Origin of the sequence: Kluyvera sp. CHPC 1.251, from assembly GCF_036759945.1 — a bacterium.
GTDB classification, from domain to species: Bacteria; Pseudomonadota; Gammaproteobacteria; order Enterobacterales; family Enterobacteriaceae; genus Kluyvera; species Kluyvera sichuanensis.
In genome coordinates, this window is record NZ_JAPKIC010000009.1 from 129984 (window position 1) to 145710 (window position 15727).

Sequence of the window (15727 nt, forward strand, 5' to 3'; positions counted from 1 at the left end):
GGATAAAAATAGCACTATAATGGTCTTAAAAAGATAGCCATATTTGGAGTAAAAAATAAGACCATGAAACCGGGCGGCGTACCACGCTATCAGCAGATTGCCAGAGAACTGAAAGCGGCGATAGAACAGGGCGAACTGACGGCGGGCAGGCGCTTACCCTCCAGCCGGGTTTATGCGCAGGAGCTTGGCGTCTCAAGGGTGACGGTGGAAAACGCCTACGGCGAGCTGGTGGCGCAAGGCTGGCTGGAGCGTCGCGGGCAGGCGGGCACGTTTGTAAGCGATCACTTAACCCTTGAGCCGGTTGCTGCCGAGCCTCTCGGCTTTGGCGGAGAGCACTTCCAGCCACACCCTTTCCAGCTTGGCCTTCCCGCGCTGGATCTCTTTCCCCGCGGCCAGTGGGCGAGGGTGATGGGGCATCGGCTGCGCATCCAAACGCGCTTCGACCTTGCGCTGGGTGACGTGTGCGGTGAACTGTCTCTGCGTCAGGCCATCGTTGAGTATCTTCGTCTTTCCCGCAGCATTGAATGCGAGGCCGAGCAGGTGTTTATCACCTCCGGCTATGCGGCTTCTATGGGGCTTATCCTGCAGGCACTGGAGGCGCACGGGGAAGGAATGTGGATGGAAGACCCCGGATTTCCATTGATTCGCCCGATCATTGAACAGGCGGGTGTGACGCTACATCCGGTGGCGGTAGATGAGGACGGCATGGACGTGGAATGGATAACCCAGCACCCTACGACCGCGCGCTTTGCGCTGCTCACCCCGGCCCATCAAAGCCCCACTGGCGTGGCGCTGTCGCTGCCACGGCGTCGACAGCTGCTGGATTGGGCTGCGCATCATCACGCGTGGATTATTGAAGATGATTATGACAGCGAGTTCCGCTATCAGGGTAAACCGCTGCCGCCGCTAAAAAGCCTGGATGCGCCGCAGCGGGTTATCTACGCCGGTACTTTCAGTAAATCGCTCTTCCCGGCACTGCGCACCGCCTGGCTGGTGGTGCCGATACCGCTGGTGGCGGCATTTCGCCGTCAGGCGCAGCGGCTGGCCTGCCCGGTGCCGGTGCTCTGTCAGCAGACGCTGGCGGATTTTCTGCGCGAAGGGCACTTCTGGCGACATCTGAAGAAGATGCGCGTTCACTATGCCGAGCGTCGGCGCTGGCTGGAAACATCGCTACGGGCCAACGGCTTTCAGGTGCTGGAGCAGTTGGGGGGTATTCAACTGGTGGTGACGGTAGACGGTGACGACCACCTTATGGCGCAGCAGGCCAGACAAGCGGGGCTGGCAGTGCAGGCGGTAAACGACTGGCGAATCAGCCAGCGGGGTCAGGCCGGGCTTATCATGAGCTTTACCAATATCGTATCGCAGCAGATGGCCGATGCTCAGGTCGCTGCGCTGAAGGCGGCTATAAAATAAAAAACCCCGGGCATCAGAGATACTCCGGGGGGAGACGCGTTTTTATTATCAACATCGTTGTGATGATATTATCGACGACTGCCTAATAATACGCCAATAAAAATCCCCACTGCCGCGGCAGCGCTCACACTTTGCCACGGTTTATCGCGAATATAGTCATCGGCACAGCCCGCAACGTCACATACGCTTTGCTGTATGCGGGTACGACCATTAATGCGCGCACGGGTTTCGCTCAGCAATTTCTTCGCATTGTGGCGGACGGCCTCAATTTCGTCTTTGTCTTCACTGGCCCAGCTCTTCAGGATGCTCTCAAGGCTGTCGGCTAATTGGCTGACGTCATTATGAATATCCTGGACTTCATCATCAGCATCTTGGCGATTAAGTGATTTAAACATGAGGTTCTCCACAAATTTTGTTGGAGCAATAAGTGTAGGTCACCCGACATAATTTGCCGGAGATTGGCTGGTTTCTGGAATTATCTGAAAGCGAGGCGAATACTGATTACGGTAAGGTGGCGATGCAGTAAAAGATAAAGAGGATAATATATGTATTTACGACCTGATGAGGTGGCGCGCGTTCTTGAAAAAGCGGGCTTTACCATGGATGCGGTAACCTCGAAAGCTTACGGCTACCGTCGTGGTGAGAATTATGTGTACGTTAACCGCGAAGCGCGAATGGGGCGCACGGCGCTGATCATTCATCCGGCGCTTAAAGATCGCAGTAACAAATTTGCCGAACCGGCTTCTGATATTAAGGCCTGCGATCACTACGCAGAGTTTCCGCTCTATTTAGGCGGCGAAGTTGAGCAGCATTATGGCATCCCGCACGGCTTTAGTTCACGAATGGCGTTAGAGCGCTTTATTGATGGGCTATTTGGCGAGAAGTTGTAAGTCAGTGACTGGCTAGCTTAGCCAGTCACTTATACCAATATGATTATGCTTTTGCCTGGGTGTACTGTTCCACGCGGAACAGGCGACGGCAGAAGTCAAGGAAGTAGCCGTATGCGGCTCCCATCACCAGCGATACCACGGCGTTAGAACTTACCGCCGCCAGGATCTGGTGCCAGTCGGCACCCACGCTCAGCAGAATCAGCACATACACCGGCGACTGGAAGGTGACATAGGCCAACGGATCCGCCACGCGTTTTACCCAACCCGCCGGGCTAATGCGAGCCGCCTGTCGCATAATAAAGTCGCGATAAATACCGTACGGCCACGCAATAATAATGTTGACCGGGATAGCAACCAGACGCGATGAAAGTGACTGCTCAAAGGTCATTCCTGAGAGAAATATTTCAATCATCATGTTCACGACGGAACAGTAGACAACCATGGCGAAAGTGTCTGCTGCCGCATGACGCAGGCGTGACTGCGCAGAGAACATCGGTATGCTCCTCGAAAATGAACGGTTAATACAGAAAGTGGTCTGTTTTATGGCGTTTTGGGTTGCTTTAATTGACGTGTATAGATTATCCATCTGGATTGGAACAAACAACTAGTGAAATATTTTTATTTAATGCGCTTTTTTCAATAAAATGCTCTGTTTTTGGTTGTTTTATGTTCGTCGCGCTATTTTTGTTTTTGTTGTCTATTTTTTATATAAAAATCATTTAGTTAATCTCTGTTTCGAAATCGTAAAAAAGGATGGGAGATAGTGTGTGTCGGCGTAAAAGCACGGCAATGCTGATTTTTATGTGAATAAGGTCACATTCAGCGTTTTTATCCGTAAATAAGCGACTGTTTTGGCGTTTAGTTCTGTAGCGGGTGTTTGGAGGATATGCGTGATTTGTGGGTAACTATTCATAAACGCAGAAGTGAGGCGGTGAGCGATGCTCACCGCAGCGCAACATCAGCAAACGCCAAAGTCGCCTTCTTCACTATACGGCGCAACCTCCGCCGCCTTTAATGTGTACTGCTTGCCGTTTTCATCACTGGCCTGAACCGCCACGATGCTGTCTTCATGTGCTTCAATCACTTTTAACTTTGGTCCGCCCATTTTTGGTTGAACCAGATCGCCAGGTGCAAACATCTCAGGTGCTCCTTTGTTATTGAGTTCTTATACGCCGTTGGTGGATGAGCGCCGATTCCACGGCATCACCGCCAGCAGTCGCGCCATGCCGCAAAAACCGGTCACGCCGGCAAAGGTTAAACCTGCACCTACAAAGGCGCTGAGCAGGAAGAACGCGCTGGAGAGACTATAGCCGAGCACGACGCCCAGTAAAATTAGCACGCCGGCGGCAATCTGTACCTGGCGCATTAGGGGTAGGGGCTGCGATTTATCCACCGCCGTGGTGAGGCCGGCCTGACGCCAGGCTTCAATGCCGCCTGCCAGGAGTTTGACCTGTGCAGGTGCCGCGGCGGTGATTAAGCGGCTCTGGTTGTTGCGCGTGCGATTGCCGGACTGGCAGTGAAAAATAACGACGGTATCGGCGCTGGCTGCAAACGTTGCGCCTTGTTCTATGCTGCTGAGCGGCAGCAGGCGAGCGGCGGGGATGTGTTCACGGGCATATTCGTCCGTATCGCGGATATCAACGAGGGTTGCACCTTGCTCAATCAGCGCAAGGGCCGATTGTGGGGAGATCTCTTCAACGGTCATTTGGCTTCTCTCTTAGGGACAGTAGAGCGTTTTTAAGGTGGCGACAATCTGCTGCACCGCCTCGTTACGGATGGAATAGTGAATCCGCTGCGCATCGCGCTGGCGGTCAATCAGCCCCTCTTCCCGCATGCGTGCGAGATGTTGTGAAGTGGCTGATGGGCTGAGTCCGCTAGCTTTCGCCAGTTCACCGGCGCTGGTGCCGGGGGCATCGCACAGCATGCAGAGGATCAGCAGCCGGTTGGGGTTACTCATTGCTTTTAGCAGCGTTGCCGCTTCACCGGCACGGGCTAGCAGGCGTTCACTATCGTTCATATTTATTTAGCCTTTTCTTAATTAAGTTAATGCTAAACTAAAGAGTGAAAGTTGGCGAGATAAAAGATCAACATGTTAATGAAAATGTTGATTCTTCTGCTGGTGGTTTAAAAGTCGACGTTTGTGCATAAAAATGCGCGTAGGAATCATCTTAGTTTGGCGCGTCGACCGCATTTTTAGTCATTACTCACGGGGCGCAATGTGCATCTGCGGGTTAATTTCGTTAACTTTGCGCCAGGAATGTTAAAGCAAGTTATTATTGTTGGTGATTTATTGTGTGTTAATTTCATCTTAAAATAACATAAAGTGATAATATTCTATTTTTATTTATACAGCTTAAATGTCTTTACGGCTATTTTACTAAATAATTTATTGCATCGATTTTTAATGCGAATATGATCTTAATCGTATTTCTAATAAATTAATTGCCGCTCGCCATTGGCGTGGCGTAAATATTAAATCGCCTTTTAATTGTATACATTAATTAGAGCGGTACGGTTACGCATTTAATACCCTGCTGATGGAATAAAGATTTAATAAACATGGAGGATATGACGGCAGAGGCCGGGTAGGCCATATTGGCCTGCAGGGCGACTGCATAAGTATAAGTTAACCAGAGATCGAAAATGAAAACACAACTCCGCATCATGGCCTGTGCTATTGCTGTATTAGTTTCCGGCGCGGCTACGGCTGCTGTTTCAACTAACCCAGGTGCATCTGCCGGGACTCAGGGAACGGGCGGCCAGGTTAAATTCACCGGCGAAATTACTGATGCCTCCTGTAATGTAGACAGCAACAGCGCAAACCAGACCGTTGACCTTGGTAAATGGGCGAAATCCTATTTCACCAGTACAGGTGTCGAAACCACCAAAACGGCTTTCCATATCAAAGTCAAAGATTGCCCGACCTCCGTTAAGCAGGTGGCTGTCCTGTTCGATGGCAATAAGGATAAGGTTGATACCTCGCTGTTTGCCGTGACTGCCGGTGCAACCGGGGTGGGCATCAAACTGTACGAAGATGATCAGAGTCAGCAGATTATTCCTGGCGCCGTGACGAAAAAACATGCCGTTATTGCGGGTGCTCAGGGGGCAACCAGCACCGCCGACCTGACCTTCTATGCAGACTACCGGGCCACCAGCGCAACCGTCACTACCGGTGCAGCCGATGGCGTAGCTGATTTTAATATGATCTACAACTAATGAATCCGAGAGCAGAAGGTGACTTCTGCTCTCTTTTTTTCATTCTGGATGGTTGGGTACTCCCATGAATCGTTTGATTATGAGCGTTGCTCTTTCTTTATTTATCGTCTCAGCGACGGCGCAGGCCGGTATTGTCATGGGCGGCACTCGAGTCATATATGAAGAAGGTAAGCGTGAAGCTTCTATATCGGTAACTAACGCCGATGAAACCGTTCCCTATTTAGTGCAGTCGTGGGTTGAGAATTACGCCACCAGCGATAAAAGCCAACCGCCGTTTATTGTTACGCCGCCGCTGTTTCGCCTTGACCCAGAACAGAAAAACGTTCTCCGTATTAATTTTACCGGTGCGAAACTACCTGCCGACCGTGAGTCTGTTTTCTGGCTGAATGTGAAAAGTATTGCACCATCGAATAAGAACGACACGAATAAATTACAGGTCAATATTAAATCGAAGTTTAAGATTTTCTATCGCCCGAATAATCTTGCCGGTGAGGCCAACGACGCGTTTCAACAACTGACGTTTGAAACGCGCGGTGCCAGCCTGGTCGCGCATAACCCTACGCCGTACTTTGTCTCTTTCTTCTCATTATCTGTCGGGGGCGTTGATCTGGAATCACCGGGGATGATTGCGCCGTTTGGCGATAGAACCTGGTCCATCAGCCGCACCGGTGTGGTGAAGTGGCGGGCGATCAACGACTTTGGTGGCGCGACTGACTTCGCGCAACGGTAACCGTTTTGTCGGCTTCTCTTGTGAAAAAATATACTCCAGATATGCCGTCCGACGAGGCGGCGGTTGCTGCTAGCACCCTGCTGGCCTGTGTACCGACGGCGCTACTGCTGTTGTGTTACCACGCTCCCGCCAGGGCTGATGACTATTTTGACCCGGCAGCGGTGGAGCTAAGCGACCCGCGGCAGAAAAGCGCTGACCTGCACTATTTCGCTAAATCCGGCGGCCAGCAGCCGGGGCGCTATCCGGTGTCGGTGTGGGTTAACAACCAGCAGGTGAGCCAGGAGACAATTGAGTTTGTTGAGGATGATGGCCAACTGCTGCCGCGACTGACCACGGCCCAGCTTGCCGAATACGGCGTCAACGTCAGCGCCTTTGCTACGTTCAATCAGCTGCACGACGGCGAACCGCTGACCCGCATCGGGCGATTTATTCCCAACGCCAGCAGCACGTTTGACTTCACCGCGCAACGGCTGAATCTGAGCATTCCGCAGGCGGCGATGAACCAGCAAAGCCAGGGCTACGTTGATCCGGCGCGCTGGGATGACGGTATTCCGGCAGCCTTTGTCGACTACAACCTGACCGGAGCTCAGGCGCGGCAGGATGGCGGCGACAGCCGTACCAGCTACCTGAACCTGCGCAGCGGCGTGAACCTCGGCAGCTGGCGGCTGCGTAATATCGCCGCAATGCAGTACGACAAAACCCGCCGCTGGCGCTCGCAAAGCACTTATCTGCAGCGCGATATTCGAGCGCTGAAAAGCCAGCTGCGGATGGGCGACACCTATACCAGCGGCGATGTTTTTGACAGCGTGCAGTTTCGCGGCGTACAGCTGATGTCGCAGGAGGAGATGCTGCCGGATAGCCAGCGCGGCTTCGCGCCGGTGATTCGAGGGATGGCACACAGCAACGCGAAAGTGACCGTCTCCCAGCACGGCTATGTCATTTATGAAACCTTTGTGGCCCCCGGCGCGTTCGCGATTAATGACCTCTATCCCACCGCGCAGAGCGGCGATCTGGAGGTGACGGTGACCGAGAGCGACGGATCGGTACGCCATTTCACCCAGCCGTTTTCCGCCGTGCCATTTATGCTGCGCCAGGGGCGCATAAAGTACAGCGCCAGCATCGGACGCTATTACTCAACCCAACCGCAGACCCGTCAACCACAATTTATGCAGTCGACGCTATTTTACGGCCTGCCTGCCGATATCACCTTTTACGGTGGAGCGCTGCTGGCGGATGACTATCAGGCGTGGTCGGTTGGCCTGGGCCACGGTTTTGGCGAACTGGGTTCGCTGGGGGCCGATTACACCAGCGCCGCCACCCGCACGCCTTCCGGGCTTCGCTTTCACGGTAACTCCGCGCGGTTGCAGTACCAAAAGAGCTTCGCCTCTACCGGCACGATGCTGAGCCTGGCGAGCTATCGCTACTCCTCCAGCCGCTATTACGATTTTGGCGAGGCCAATGCGCTGGAGGGACGCTACGGTGTCTCCGATAACAAGCGCAGCCGCGAGGAACTGTCGTTGTCGCAGTCGCTCGGCGATATGGGCAGCCTGTCCGCGTCGGCCTGGACCCAGACCTACTGGCATTCACAAGGACAGGATGAGACCGTGCACGTCGGCTTTTATAGCGCCTGGAAAGGGATCTCCTGGGGTGTGGGCTACTACTTTACGCAGTCGACCCAGAATAATAAGAGCGATCGTTCGTTCTCCTTTAACCTCAATATCCCGCTGGGCAGCCAGCTGGCGGACAGCTCCGTCAGCTACAGCACCACCTCCGATAATAATGGCTATACCTCACAGCAGGCCTCGCTGTACGGTTCGGCGCTGGAGAAAAATAATCTCTACTACACCGTTCAGCAGGGGTACGGCAACAAGGGGCAGGGGAGCAACAGCGGCGTGTCGCTGGATTATCGCGGCGGCTATGGTGAAACGCAGCTGGGTTATCAGCACGATAACGTGAATAGCCAGGTGACCTGGGGGGCGTCAGGGTCGATTGTGGCGCATCCGCACGGCGTTACCTTCGGTCAGTATACCGGCGATAGCTTTGCTGTCGTGCGGGCTCCGGGCGCCAGCAACGTCGATATTCAGAACGGCGCCGATCTGCACACAGACTGGCGCGGCTACGCCATTGTGCCGACGCTCACCGCCTATCGAAAAAATGACATTAGCCTCGATACCGAATCGCTACCTGACGATGCCGACGTGGATCTGCAGGCGCAGACCGTGATCCCCGACGGCGGTGCCATTGTTGAAGCCGACTACCACACCCATATCGGCAGCCGCGTACTCTTCACGCTGCGCGGCGCGCAGGGGCCGCTGCCGTTTGGCGCCAGTGCGCGTCTGGTTGGTGACGACGAAGCAGCATCCGGCATCGTGGCGGAGCAGGGGCAGGTCTATCTCAGCGGGATGCCGGACGAGGGCATCGTTGAAGTCAGCTGGATGGACAGTCGCGTCACGCAGACCTGCCGCGCCCATTACCATCTTCCCACCACTATGCAGGCTAACCTGGTAAAAACGGTTAGCGCGCCATGTCTATAAAAGGTATGCCTATGAGCAGAAGCTATATCGTTATCCGCCTGTTTATTCTGCTGGTTGTCGCCTTTGGCTGCCCGCGCGTGTGGGCGGAAAGCTGCAGTAATACTATTGGCGATATGACGATTAATACCCAGAACATACAGTATCTGCCTACGCTGCCGGTGAACTCGCAGATGTCGCATTCGATGGCCGACAACGGCAGCGGGGTGCGATTTACCTGCGATCTCCAGCTGCCCGCCGCGAACTGGAAGCGGGTGGTCTATCAGCAGGTGGATACCTCAGGATCGGCGCTAGCCGTCAACGGGGTGCATATTTTTTCCACTCAACTGTCGGGGCTCGGCTATTCACTGGGTTTTCAGTGCAACGGCGGTGCGGTGCACTATATTGACGGCAGCAGTTCGCCGGCGGGAAGTGACTCGGCGACCATTTGTGACAGTGACGAGTTGCCGGCGCTGCTGACGCAAAAAGAGATCGTGATTAAAGCCTACGTGACCTTCTACAAAACCGGCGATGTGAATCTGTCCGGTGGCAACCATACCAACGTGAATGCCCAGCCGCAGGTCGGCAAACTGTTTGTGGAGCAGCGATCATCGGCGGTTAACGGCACGACCAGTACATTGCCAACCTTTCTGGGGCTGTCGGCGCTGAACGTGGATATCGGTGCCAGCGGCAGTTGTCAGGTGACCACGCCGACTATCAACGTGAAGCTGGGCGCGGTGAATAAAATGGAGTTTAAGGGGGTGAATACCACCGGCGGCACCGCGCAAAACTTTGCGATCCCGGTTTACTGTTCCCAACCTACCGATGTGCGCATTGGCTTCTTTGGTCAGGAAGCCGATCCGGCGTTCCCGGATACGCTGGCGATTACTCAGATGAGCGGAGCGGCTGGTGGTGTCGGCGTGAAGCTGAGCTACGGCAACAACGGCGCGCCCGCCCCGGCCGCGGGGACGGCGGTGCGTATCAACGAAGCGGCTAATCTGCCGCTGCTGAGAACGGTGAAGGCAAGCCAGGCCGCCAACGCCGAGCGCATTAACTATACTGCCCAGTATGTGCAGACCGGCAGCGTGGTGAGTGCGGGGATGGCGAACAGTATGGCGACGTTTACGCTTATTTATAACTGAGGGTGGGGAAAGACGGTGCTGGAACCCTCACCTCGACCCTCTCCCATAAAAAGGGAGGGGGAGAAAACCGCACCAAACGGTCCCCTCGCCCCTTTGGGGAGAGGGTTAGGGTGAGGGGGAAAAACATCACTACTGAGCAGGCTTCTGCGCATGCAAAATCCGCTGCGTCTCATCGTCACTGAGTGTGTAATCAAAGAAACGCTGATAGAAATCCTGCGTCACCTTCGCCATATCCACACCCGGAAAACGATTCGGGTGCAGCATCAGCGCCGCCCACTGGATCTGCAGCGCGCTTTCGGTGCCGTAACGATCCCACGGGAATACCCCGGCCGGGTTTTGCAGCACCTTGCCGTTTTTCACCGCCTTGAGCTCCGAGAACAGCGCCGCGTACGGTGAGTCAGCAATCTGCCCACTGTTTGCCCCAAGAATAATCACGTCCGGCTGCCAGGCAAGTACCCGCTCCGGCGACACCTCTTTCATATTGCCCTGAATCTCCGCCGCCGCGTTTTTCCCACCGGCGAGGTGAATCCAGGTATCAATCAGCGTCTGGCTGCCGTCCACCTTCAGCGGTTTCAGCGACTGAATATGCAGCACGCTGGGCCGTTGTTCGGCGGTCAGCCCGTGCATTTTGCTTTGTACGGTATCAATGGTGGTTTGCAGATACTGGTTATAGGCCTTTGCCCGTGCCCGCGCGTCGTCGGTACCCAGCACCTCGGCGGTGGTGGTGACCGATTTCATCAGCGACGGATAGTCGGTGAAGGCCATTTGTAGCGTAGGCAGCCCTGCCTGGCGGTAGCTCTCCGCTTTATCATTGCCCGCCGAGGTGAACACGACATCCACCTTTTTAGCCAATAGGCTTTCGGGATTAAATGCGGTGCCGCGCACCTGCAGAGCCTGATTCAACGTCGGCGCGATTTTGAACATCCACGGCTGGCTTTCCGGATGGTTGACGGTGGCGACGATTTTACTGCCTGCCCCCAGGGTCATCAGCACCGAATGGTGCGCAAACCAGCCGTCGGCGATGGTGTTCACCTGGTCGGGAACGGTAACGGTATGACCGGCATCATCCACGACCTGGCGAGAAGCCAGGGCGGGGAAGGCCAGCCAGGCGCAGAGTAACCACGCTTGGCGACGTTTCATCGAACTACTCCTTAGAAATCAATCTGCATAGAGAGTTGAGCTTCACGCGGTGCACCAAGCTGAGCGCTGGCGTTGCCCGCGCCGGTATAACCGGTTAATGCGCCCGGAACCACGTTGGTCCAGTAGCGGCGGTTAGTCAGGTTGGTGACATCCAGACGGAAGGTGACGGGGGTGTTGTACATTCGGGTGGCGTAGCTCGCTCCGGCATCCACCGTGGTGTAGCTGCCTACCCAGCTGTCATTGGCGTTATCGGTCGCGCGGCGGCCAACGTAGCGCACGTTGGTATCCACATCGACGCCCGGTAGCTGCTCAATGCTGTAAACCGCCAGCATGCTGGCAGTGAAGCGCGGTACACCGACCACCTGTTTGCCGTCAGCGCTGGTGTCTTTGGTGTCGTGCAGACGCGGGTCAAGCCAGGTCGCGCCGCCGAACAGACGTAGGTTGTGGGTGACGTGGCCGTCGGCCATCAGTTCCAGTCCGCGGTTTTTCTGCGTGCCGTCCTGGGCGAAATCACCGTTGTCATTGGTATAGGCGAAAGGACGTTTCGCCTGGAACAGCGCGGCGGAGAGCATCAGGTCACGCATTGGGGCATATTTCGCGCCCACCTCCACCTGATGGCTGCGGTACGGGTCGAGGATCTGCCCGGCGTTGTTCGTGCCGGTTGGTGCCGTGTCGCCCTGCTGCATGCTGTCAGCCCAGGTGGTGTAGAGCGTGATGTTATCGATAGGTTTGTACATCAGGCTCGCCGAACCGCTGGCACCGTTATCTTTTTTGTCGCTGGTCTGCGAGCCGGTCTTGTTGTAGTTGCTGACCGTAAACAGGTTTTCGCTGCCGGAAAGCAGCAGGCTCCACTGCGGGCTGAAGTGCAGGGTGTCGCTCAACAGGAAAGCATGCTGGGTGGTGGTCGCCGATTGATAGCGTTTATTAAAGTCCGGATACGGTGGACGCGGGTAGACCGGGTGCTGATCCAGTGAGGATTTACCCAGCGTAAAGGTGCCGCCGTCGACCGGGTTATAGTTTTTCCACACAAAGCCACGTACTCCGGTGCTGATGTCGTGGGTCAGCCAACCGGTGTCAACGCTGCCGGTCAGGTTTGCCATATAGCTATTGATGGTAAAACGGCTGGCGGCGGAGTCGGAGGTAGTGGTGGTGTAGCTGCCGTGATTATCGGTCAGCGTGTTGGTGACGGTGGTGGATTCGCGGTCGGCGATTTGACGCAGCACACCGACATCGAGCAGCCAGTTGCCGTCAAAATCATGCTTGAGGTGCAGGCTGGCGGTGCTGGTTTCATCATCGTTACCGGCATAGCTCTGACCGTATTTCGCTTTGGTCGGGTCGAGCGGGGAAGGGAAATGCACCCCTTTTGCCAGTGCGAAGGAGCCCGGCATGCCTTTTTCGTAGTAGTGGTAGTAGCTGAAGTTGCTCTCCAGTACCGTTTTATCGGTGAGCTGGAAGTCGAGGCCAAGACCGGCATACTGACGACGCTTGTGGCTGCCGCTGGTGTAGCCGTGGCCTTCATCGTTGAGCAGGTTGAGGCGGTATTTCACGCGGTCGCCGTCATCGATCGGCCCGCTAAAGTCCATTGAGGTCAGCGTGCCGTTACCGGTGCTGCCGCCGATGGTCACACGGTGCAGCGGGGTATCCGTCGGGCGTTTGGAGACCAGGTTAAACATCCCCGCCGGGTTTGCCGGGCCGTACAGCGAGCCTGCCAGACCGCTCAGCACTTCGACGCTCTGGAATTGCTCAGCCGGATATTCGGTGGTGGAGACGGCGTTCAGGCCATCAATCATATGGTTCTGTACTACGCTGCCCTGCATGCCGCGGGTTTGTGGGCGAACCCCATCACCCTGTACGGAAGGCATATAACGATAGACATCTTTGACGCTTTTGAGCTGCTGCTCGTTGATAAGCGGCGAGGACAGGGTCTGAACTGACCAGGGAACATCCATCACCGTCCGTTTTCCCAGACTGCCTAAAGTGGCCTGCTTCTCTGAAGCCGGCGGCTCCTGCGCGCTGCTGTTATCGGCAGCGGCGGCGCTGGCAGAGACCACCATGGTGTCCTCCGCATAGCCAGATTGCGACATCGCCAGGCATGAGAATGCCAGGAGCCCCGAAGCGAGCGGTATTGTTTTATTATCAAACATTTTTAGATTCAGTGTGTTAGCGGAAAGACTGGTGGTAACCGGGTTACCATCTACGCATGAGGGGAACAGCTATTATTATTTGTATGACGAATATCATGAGGATTGTCGCTATATATGTCAATACACAACGAGTGGTAGGTAAAACGGATGGGCAGAGGTGCAGGGTTGTCCTGACAGGCATAAAAAAAGCCGCATCAGCGGCTTTTTTTGACTCGGTAAGTTAGTGTTATTCGCTGACTTTTTTCTCCAGTTCAGCGGCACCGTCTTTGGTTTTATCCCAACCTTTCTGCGCTCCATCTTTGGTCGCGTCCCACCCTTTCTGGGAGGCATCTTTGGTTTTATTCCAGCCTTTCTGGGCACCTTCTTTGGTGGCATCCCACCCTTTTTCAGTCCCTTCTTTGGTTTTATGCCAGGTTTTCTGAGCGCCTTCGCTCACCTGACTACCGACGCTGTCGCTCTTACCTTCGGTGGCGTGCTTAGACTTCAGCTTAAGCTCTTCACCCTGGTTTTGTGCCTGATGCAGTTTTTCTTTCGCGGTATTCGCGTTTGCCTGTGCCTGGGCAACCGTGTCGTCGGTGGCGTGTGTGGTCGCTGCGAAAACAGGGGAAGCCAGCAGGAGTGCTGAAAGTGCAATTGTTGTTTTTTTCATAACAAATCCTCATCAGTTTGTGAGCGTTAGAAAGGATGGCACAGACGTTTGGATGAGGCTTTAGGAATAAACTGTAATTGAATCATCGTGTTCCAACAGGCGGTTTTGGCAAGTGCGCTAAACCGCCTGTGAATCATCATCTTTCCAGGACGATCATCGGAGCATCATCACGGGTTCGGGTAACGGCGACTTCCGCTTGATAGAGGTTACGCAGCGCGGATTCCGTCAGCACCTCTTGTGGCGTGCCGTTATCGACGACCTGGCCTTTTTCCAGCAGTACGATACGGTCGGCGTAGCGTGCGGCCAGGTTGAGGTCGTGCAGTACGCAGCAGACGTTAAACTGCCGATGCTGCACCAGCTCGCGTAGCAGGCGAAACAGCTGCTGCTGGTGGTGAATATCCAGCGCTGAGGTGGGTTCGTCGAGAAACAGCCACTTTGGCGTAGGTTCCGGCTCCCAAAGCTGCACCAGCAGGCGCGCCAGCTGTACCCGCTGCTGTTCGCCGCCGGAGAGGTGGCGGTAATCGCGGGCGGCCAGTTCGCGGCAGCCGCATAGCGCCATGATGTGCTCCGTCTCGTCGCGCGGGTTGCTGCTACGATGGGGGTGACGGCCCATACGGATCACCTCCATCACGCTAAAGGGAAATGCCATCTCCTGGTTCTGGCGCATCACCGCGCGGGTGCGGGCCAGCGTCTCCGTTGACCACTCATCCAGCGCTTTGCCAAACATCGAACAGCTGCCGCTATCGGGTTTCAGGTAACCGGTCAACTGGCGCAATAGGGTGGATTTTCCCGCGCCGTTGGGGCCAAGAATAGCGACTATCTCTGCGCCGGGAAGCGTCAGCGAAACGTTATGGGTCAGGCGACGGCCGTTGATGCTATAGGTGAGATTCCGGGCTTCAATCATAGCGCTCTCCGTGTCCGCAGGATTAGCCAAAGAAAATAGGGGCCGCCGATAAGACTGGTCAGTAGGCCGACCGGCATTTCAGCAGGCTGCACTAGCGTGCGCGCCAGGGTATCGGCGACCAGCAGCAGGCAGGCTCCGGCCAGCGTCGAGCAGGGCAGCAGCCAGCGGTGGTCGGCACCAATGGTCATGCGGATAAGATGTGGAATGACCAGGCCGATAAAGCCAATAACACCGCTGACCGACACCGCAGCACCCACCAGCAGGGAGCTGAGTAACAGCAGTAGCTGGCGCTTGCGCTTAACGTTCACGCCGAGGTAGTGCGCCTCTTCATCGCCCAGTTGCAGCAGGTTCAGCGTGGTGGCAAGCCAGGCGGTGGCGATCATCGCTGGCAGCGCAAACGACGCGGCAACCAGCAGCGTAGGCCACTGTGCCTGCCCCAGGCTACCCATCATCCATAGGGTCAGTTGACGCAGTTGCTGTTCATCGCCGACGTAGCTCAGGATGCCGATCGCCGCGCCGCAGAGCGCGTTGATGGCGATCCCCGCCAGCAGCAGCTGGATCATGCCGCCGTGCTGGTGGCGCAGGCTAATCAGGAAGATCACGGCGCACACCACCAGGCTGCCGACGACGGCGAAAATCATCTGTTCGTACAGCAGAAAAGCGGCGGGAAGCGAAACGGGGAAGATGATGGCGACGCCAACCATCAGCGCCGAACCGCTGCTCACCCCTAACAGACCCGGGTCGGCCATCGGGTTACGAAACAGCCCCTGCATGATCACCCCGGCGGTAGCCAGCGCGCCGCCAACCAGCACCGCCAGCAGCACGCGTGGAAGACGAATGTTGAGCCAGATGTCGCGGTAGTGCGCATCCTGCAACGAGGCAAAGGTGATTTTTAGCGCCCCCTGGCTGGCGCCGACCAGCACAAGGGTCGCCAGTACCAACAGTAGGCCGATAAAAACGCTGAAAGAAGAGAGTGAATCCTTGAACAC

Annotated in this window: 16 protein-coding genes; 6 read left to right on the forward strand and 10 right to left on the reverse strand. The window is 55.6% G+C overall.

The annotated features are described in order from the left end of the window. Positions 1 to 63 precede the first annotated feature (63 nt). Positions 64 to 1413, forward strand: coding sequence for a MocR-like pyridoxine biosynthesis transcription factor PdxR (gene pdxR, locus V6940_RS17560; RefSeq protein ID WP_333496716.1), 1350 nt, complete (start codon positions 64 to 66; stop codon positions 1411 to 1413). Between the two features lie 68 nt (positions 1414 to 1481). On the opposite strand, the gene V6940_RS17565 is transcribed toward pdxR, so the two are convergent. Then, a complete protein-coding gene (locus V6940_RS17565) occupies positions 1482 to 1808 on the reverse strand; it encodes a DUF883 family protein (RefSeq protein ID WP_333496717.1) in 327 nt (108 codons plus the stop codon). Positions 1809 to 1958: 150 nt separating this feature from the next. Here V6940_RS17565 and V6940_RS17570 point away from each other — a divergent pair, with 150 nt between their 5' ends. After that, the gene (locus tag V6940_RS17570; RefSeq protein WP_333496718.1) at positions 1959 to 2303 is read left to right on the forward strand and encodes a DUF2002 family protein; all 345 of its coding nucleotides are present in this window, start codon (positions 1959 to 1961) and stop codon (positions 2301 to 2303) included. Between the two features lie 43 nt (positions 2304 to 2346). Here V6940_RS17570 and alaE read toward each other — a convergent pair whose 3' ends face one another. The 4 genes from alaE to V6940_RS17590 form a co-directional block, all read right to left on the reverse strand. Further along, on the reverse strand, positions 2347 to 2796 hold the full coding sequence (alaE, locus tag V6940_RS17575; protein WP_123652669.1) for an L-alanine exporter AlaE: 450 nt from the start codon (positions 2794 to 2796) through the stop codon (positions 2347 to 2349). Between the two features lie 465 nt (positions 2797 to 3261). Further along, on the reverse strand, positions 3262 to 3441 hold the full coding sequence (locus tag V6940_RS17580; protein ID WP_333496719.1) for a hypothetical protein: 180 nt from the start codon (positions 3439 to 3441) through the stop codon (positions 3262 to 3264). Between the two features lie 27 nt (positions 3442 to 3468). After that, on the reverse strand, positions 3469 to 4008 hold the full coding sequence (locus tag V6940_RS17585) for a rhodanese family protein (protein ID WP_333496720.1): 540 nt from the start codon (positions 4006 to 4008) through the stop codon (positions 3469 to 3471). A 12-nt stretch (positions 4009 to 4020) separates the two neighbouring features. After that, complete coding sequence (locus tag V6940_RS17590) at positions 4021 to 4320, reverse strand: ArsR/SmtB family transcription factor (RefSeq protein ID WP_333496721.1); 300 nt, start codon at positions 4318 to 4320, stop codon at positions 4021 to 4023. A 626-nt stretch (positions 4321 to 4946) separates the two neighbouring features. Between V6940_RS17590 and V6940_RS17595 the strand changes: the two genes are divergently transcribed. From V6940_RS17595 to V6940_RS17610, 4 genes are all read left to right on the forward strand, one after another. Continuing rightward, on the forward strand, positions 4947 to 5519 hold the full coding sequence (locus tag V6940_RS17595; RefSeq protein WP_333496722.1) for a fimbrial protein: 573 nt from the start codon (positions 4947 to 4949) through the stop codon (positions 5517 to 5519). A gap of 64 nt (positions 5520 to 5583) precedes the next feature. Further along, the gene (locus V6940_RS17600) at positions 5584 to 6249 is read left to right on the forward strand and encodes a fimbrial biogenesis chaperone (protein WP_333496723.1); all 666 of its coding nucleotides are present in this window, start codon (positions 5584 to 5586) and stop codon (positions 6247 to 6249) included. A 41-nt stretch (positions 6250 to 6290) separates the two neighbouring features. Further along, entirely contained in the window at positions 6291 to 8783 is a 2493-nt protein-coding gene (locus V6940_RS17605; protein ID WP_333496754.1) for a fimbria/pilus outer membrane usher protein, read from the forward strand. A gap of 11 nt (positions 8784 to 8794) precedes the next feature. Further along, positions 8795 to 9901: a fimbrial protein gene (locus V6940_RS17610; protein ID WP_333496724.1), complete on the forward strand. Its 1107-nt coding sequence runs from the start codon at positions 8795 to 8797 to the stop codon at positions 9899 to 9901. A gap of 129 nt (positions 9902 to 10030) precedes the next feature. Here V6940_RS17610 and V6940_RS17615 read toward each other — a convergent pair whose 3' ends face one another. From V6940_RS17615 to V6940_RS17635, 5 genes are all read right to left on the reverse strand, one after another. After that, positions 10031 to 11041 carry an ABC transporter substrate-binding protein gene (locus V6940_RS17615; protein ID WP_333496725.1) on the reverse strand — a complete coding sequence of 337 codons (1011 nt, stop codon included), beginning with the start codon at positions 11039 to 11041 and terminating at the stop codon, positions 10031 to 10033. An 11-nt stretch (positions 11042 to 11052) separates the two neighbouring features. Next, positions 11053 to 13185 (reverse strand): TonB-dependent receptor, encoded by a 2133-nt coding sequence (locus V6940_RS17620; protein ID WP_333496726.1) that lies wholly within the window; start codon positions 13183 to 13185, stop codon positions 11053 to 11055. A gap of 226 nt (positions 13186 to 13411) precedes the next feature. Continuing rightward, positions 13412 to 13834, reverse strand: a complete 423-nt coding sequence (locus tag V6940_RS17625; RefSeq protein ID WP_333496727.1) for a hypothetical protein — start codon at positions 13832 to 13834, stop codon at positions 13412 to 13414. Between the two features lie 136 nt (positions 13835 to 13970). Continuing rightward, entirely contained in the window at positions 13971 to 14738 is a 768-nt protein-coding gene (locus V6940_RS17630; protein ID WP_333496728.1) for a heme ABC transporter ATP-binding protein, read from the reverse strand. Beyond that, positions 14735 to 15727, reverse strand: a complete 993-nt coding sequence (locus tag V6940_RS17635) for a FecCD family ABC transporter permease (RefSeq protein WP_333496729.1) — start codon at positions 15725 to 15727, stop codon at positions 14735 to 14737. The genes V6940_RS17630 and V6940_RS17635 overlap by 4 nt, the downstream gene beginning before the upstream one ends.

Bases quoted from the DNA above. Each gene is read 5' to 3' on its own strand.
- V6940_RS17565 (WP_333496717.1), bottom strand. From the start codon at position 1,808: ATGTTTAAATCACTTAATCGCCAAGATGCTGATGATGAAGTCCAGGAT.
- V6940_RS17590 (WP_333496721.1), bottom strand. From the start codon at position 4,320: ATGAACGATAGTGAACGCCTGCTAGCCCGTGCCGGTGAAGCGGCAACG.
- V6940_RS17615 (WP_333496725.1), bottom strand. From the start codon at position 11,041: ATGAAACGTCGCCAAGCGTGGTTACTCTGCGCCTGGCTGGCCTTCCCC.
- V6940_RS17630 (WP_333496728.1), bottom strand. From the start codon at position 14,738: ATGATTGAAGCCCGGAATCTCACCTATAGCATCAACGGCCGTCGCCTG.
- V6940_RS17610 (WP_333496724.1), top strand. From the start codon at position 8,795: ATGAGCAGAAGCTATATCGTTATCCGCCTGTTTATTCTGCTGGTTGTC.
- V6940_RS17585 (WP_333496720.1), bottom strand. From the start codon at position 4,008: ATGACCGTTGAAGAGATCTCCCCACAATCGGCCCTTGCGCTGATTGAG.
- V6940_RS17570 (WP_333496718.1), top strand. From the start codon at position 1,959: ATGTATTTACGACCTGATGAGGTGGCGCGCGTTCTTGAAAAAGCGGGC.
- V6940_RS17620 (WP_333496726.1), bottom strand. From the start codon at position 13,185: ATGTTTGATAATAAAACAATACCGCTCGCTTCGGGGCTCCTGGCATTC.
- alaE (WP_123652669.1), bottom strand. From the start codon at position 2,796: ATGTTCTCTGCGCAGTCACGCCTGCGTCATGCGGCAGCAGACACTTTC.
- V6940_RS17595 (WP_333496722.1), top strand. From the start codon at position 4,947: ATGAAAACACAACTCCGCATCATGGCCTGTGCTATTGCTGTATTAGTT.
- V6940_RS17580 (WP_333496719.1), bottom strand. From the start codon at position 3,441: ATGTTTGCACCTGGCGATCTGGTTCAACCAAAAATGGGCGGACCAAAG.
- V6940_RS17605 (WP_333496754.1), top strand. From the start codon at position 6,291: ATGCCGTCCGACGAGGCGGCGGTTGCTGCTAGCACCCTGCTGGCCTGT.
- V6940_RS17600 (WP_333496723.1), top strand. From the start codon at position 5,584: ATGAATCGTTTGATTATGAGCGTTGCTCTTTCTTTATTTATCGTCTCA.
- pdxR (WP_333496716.1), top strand. From the start codon at position 64: ATGAAACCGGGCGGCGTACCACGCTATCAGCAGATTGCCAGAGAACTG.
- V6940_RS17625 (WP_333496727.1), bottom strand. From the start codon at position 13,834: ATGAAAAAAACAACAATTGCACTTTCAGCACTCCTGCTGGCTTCCCCT.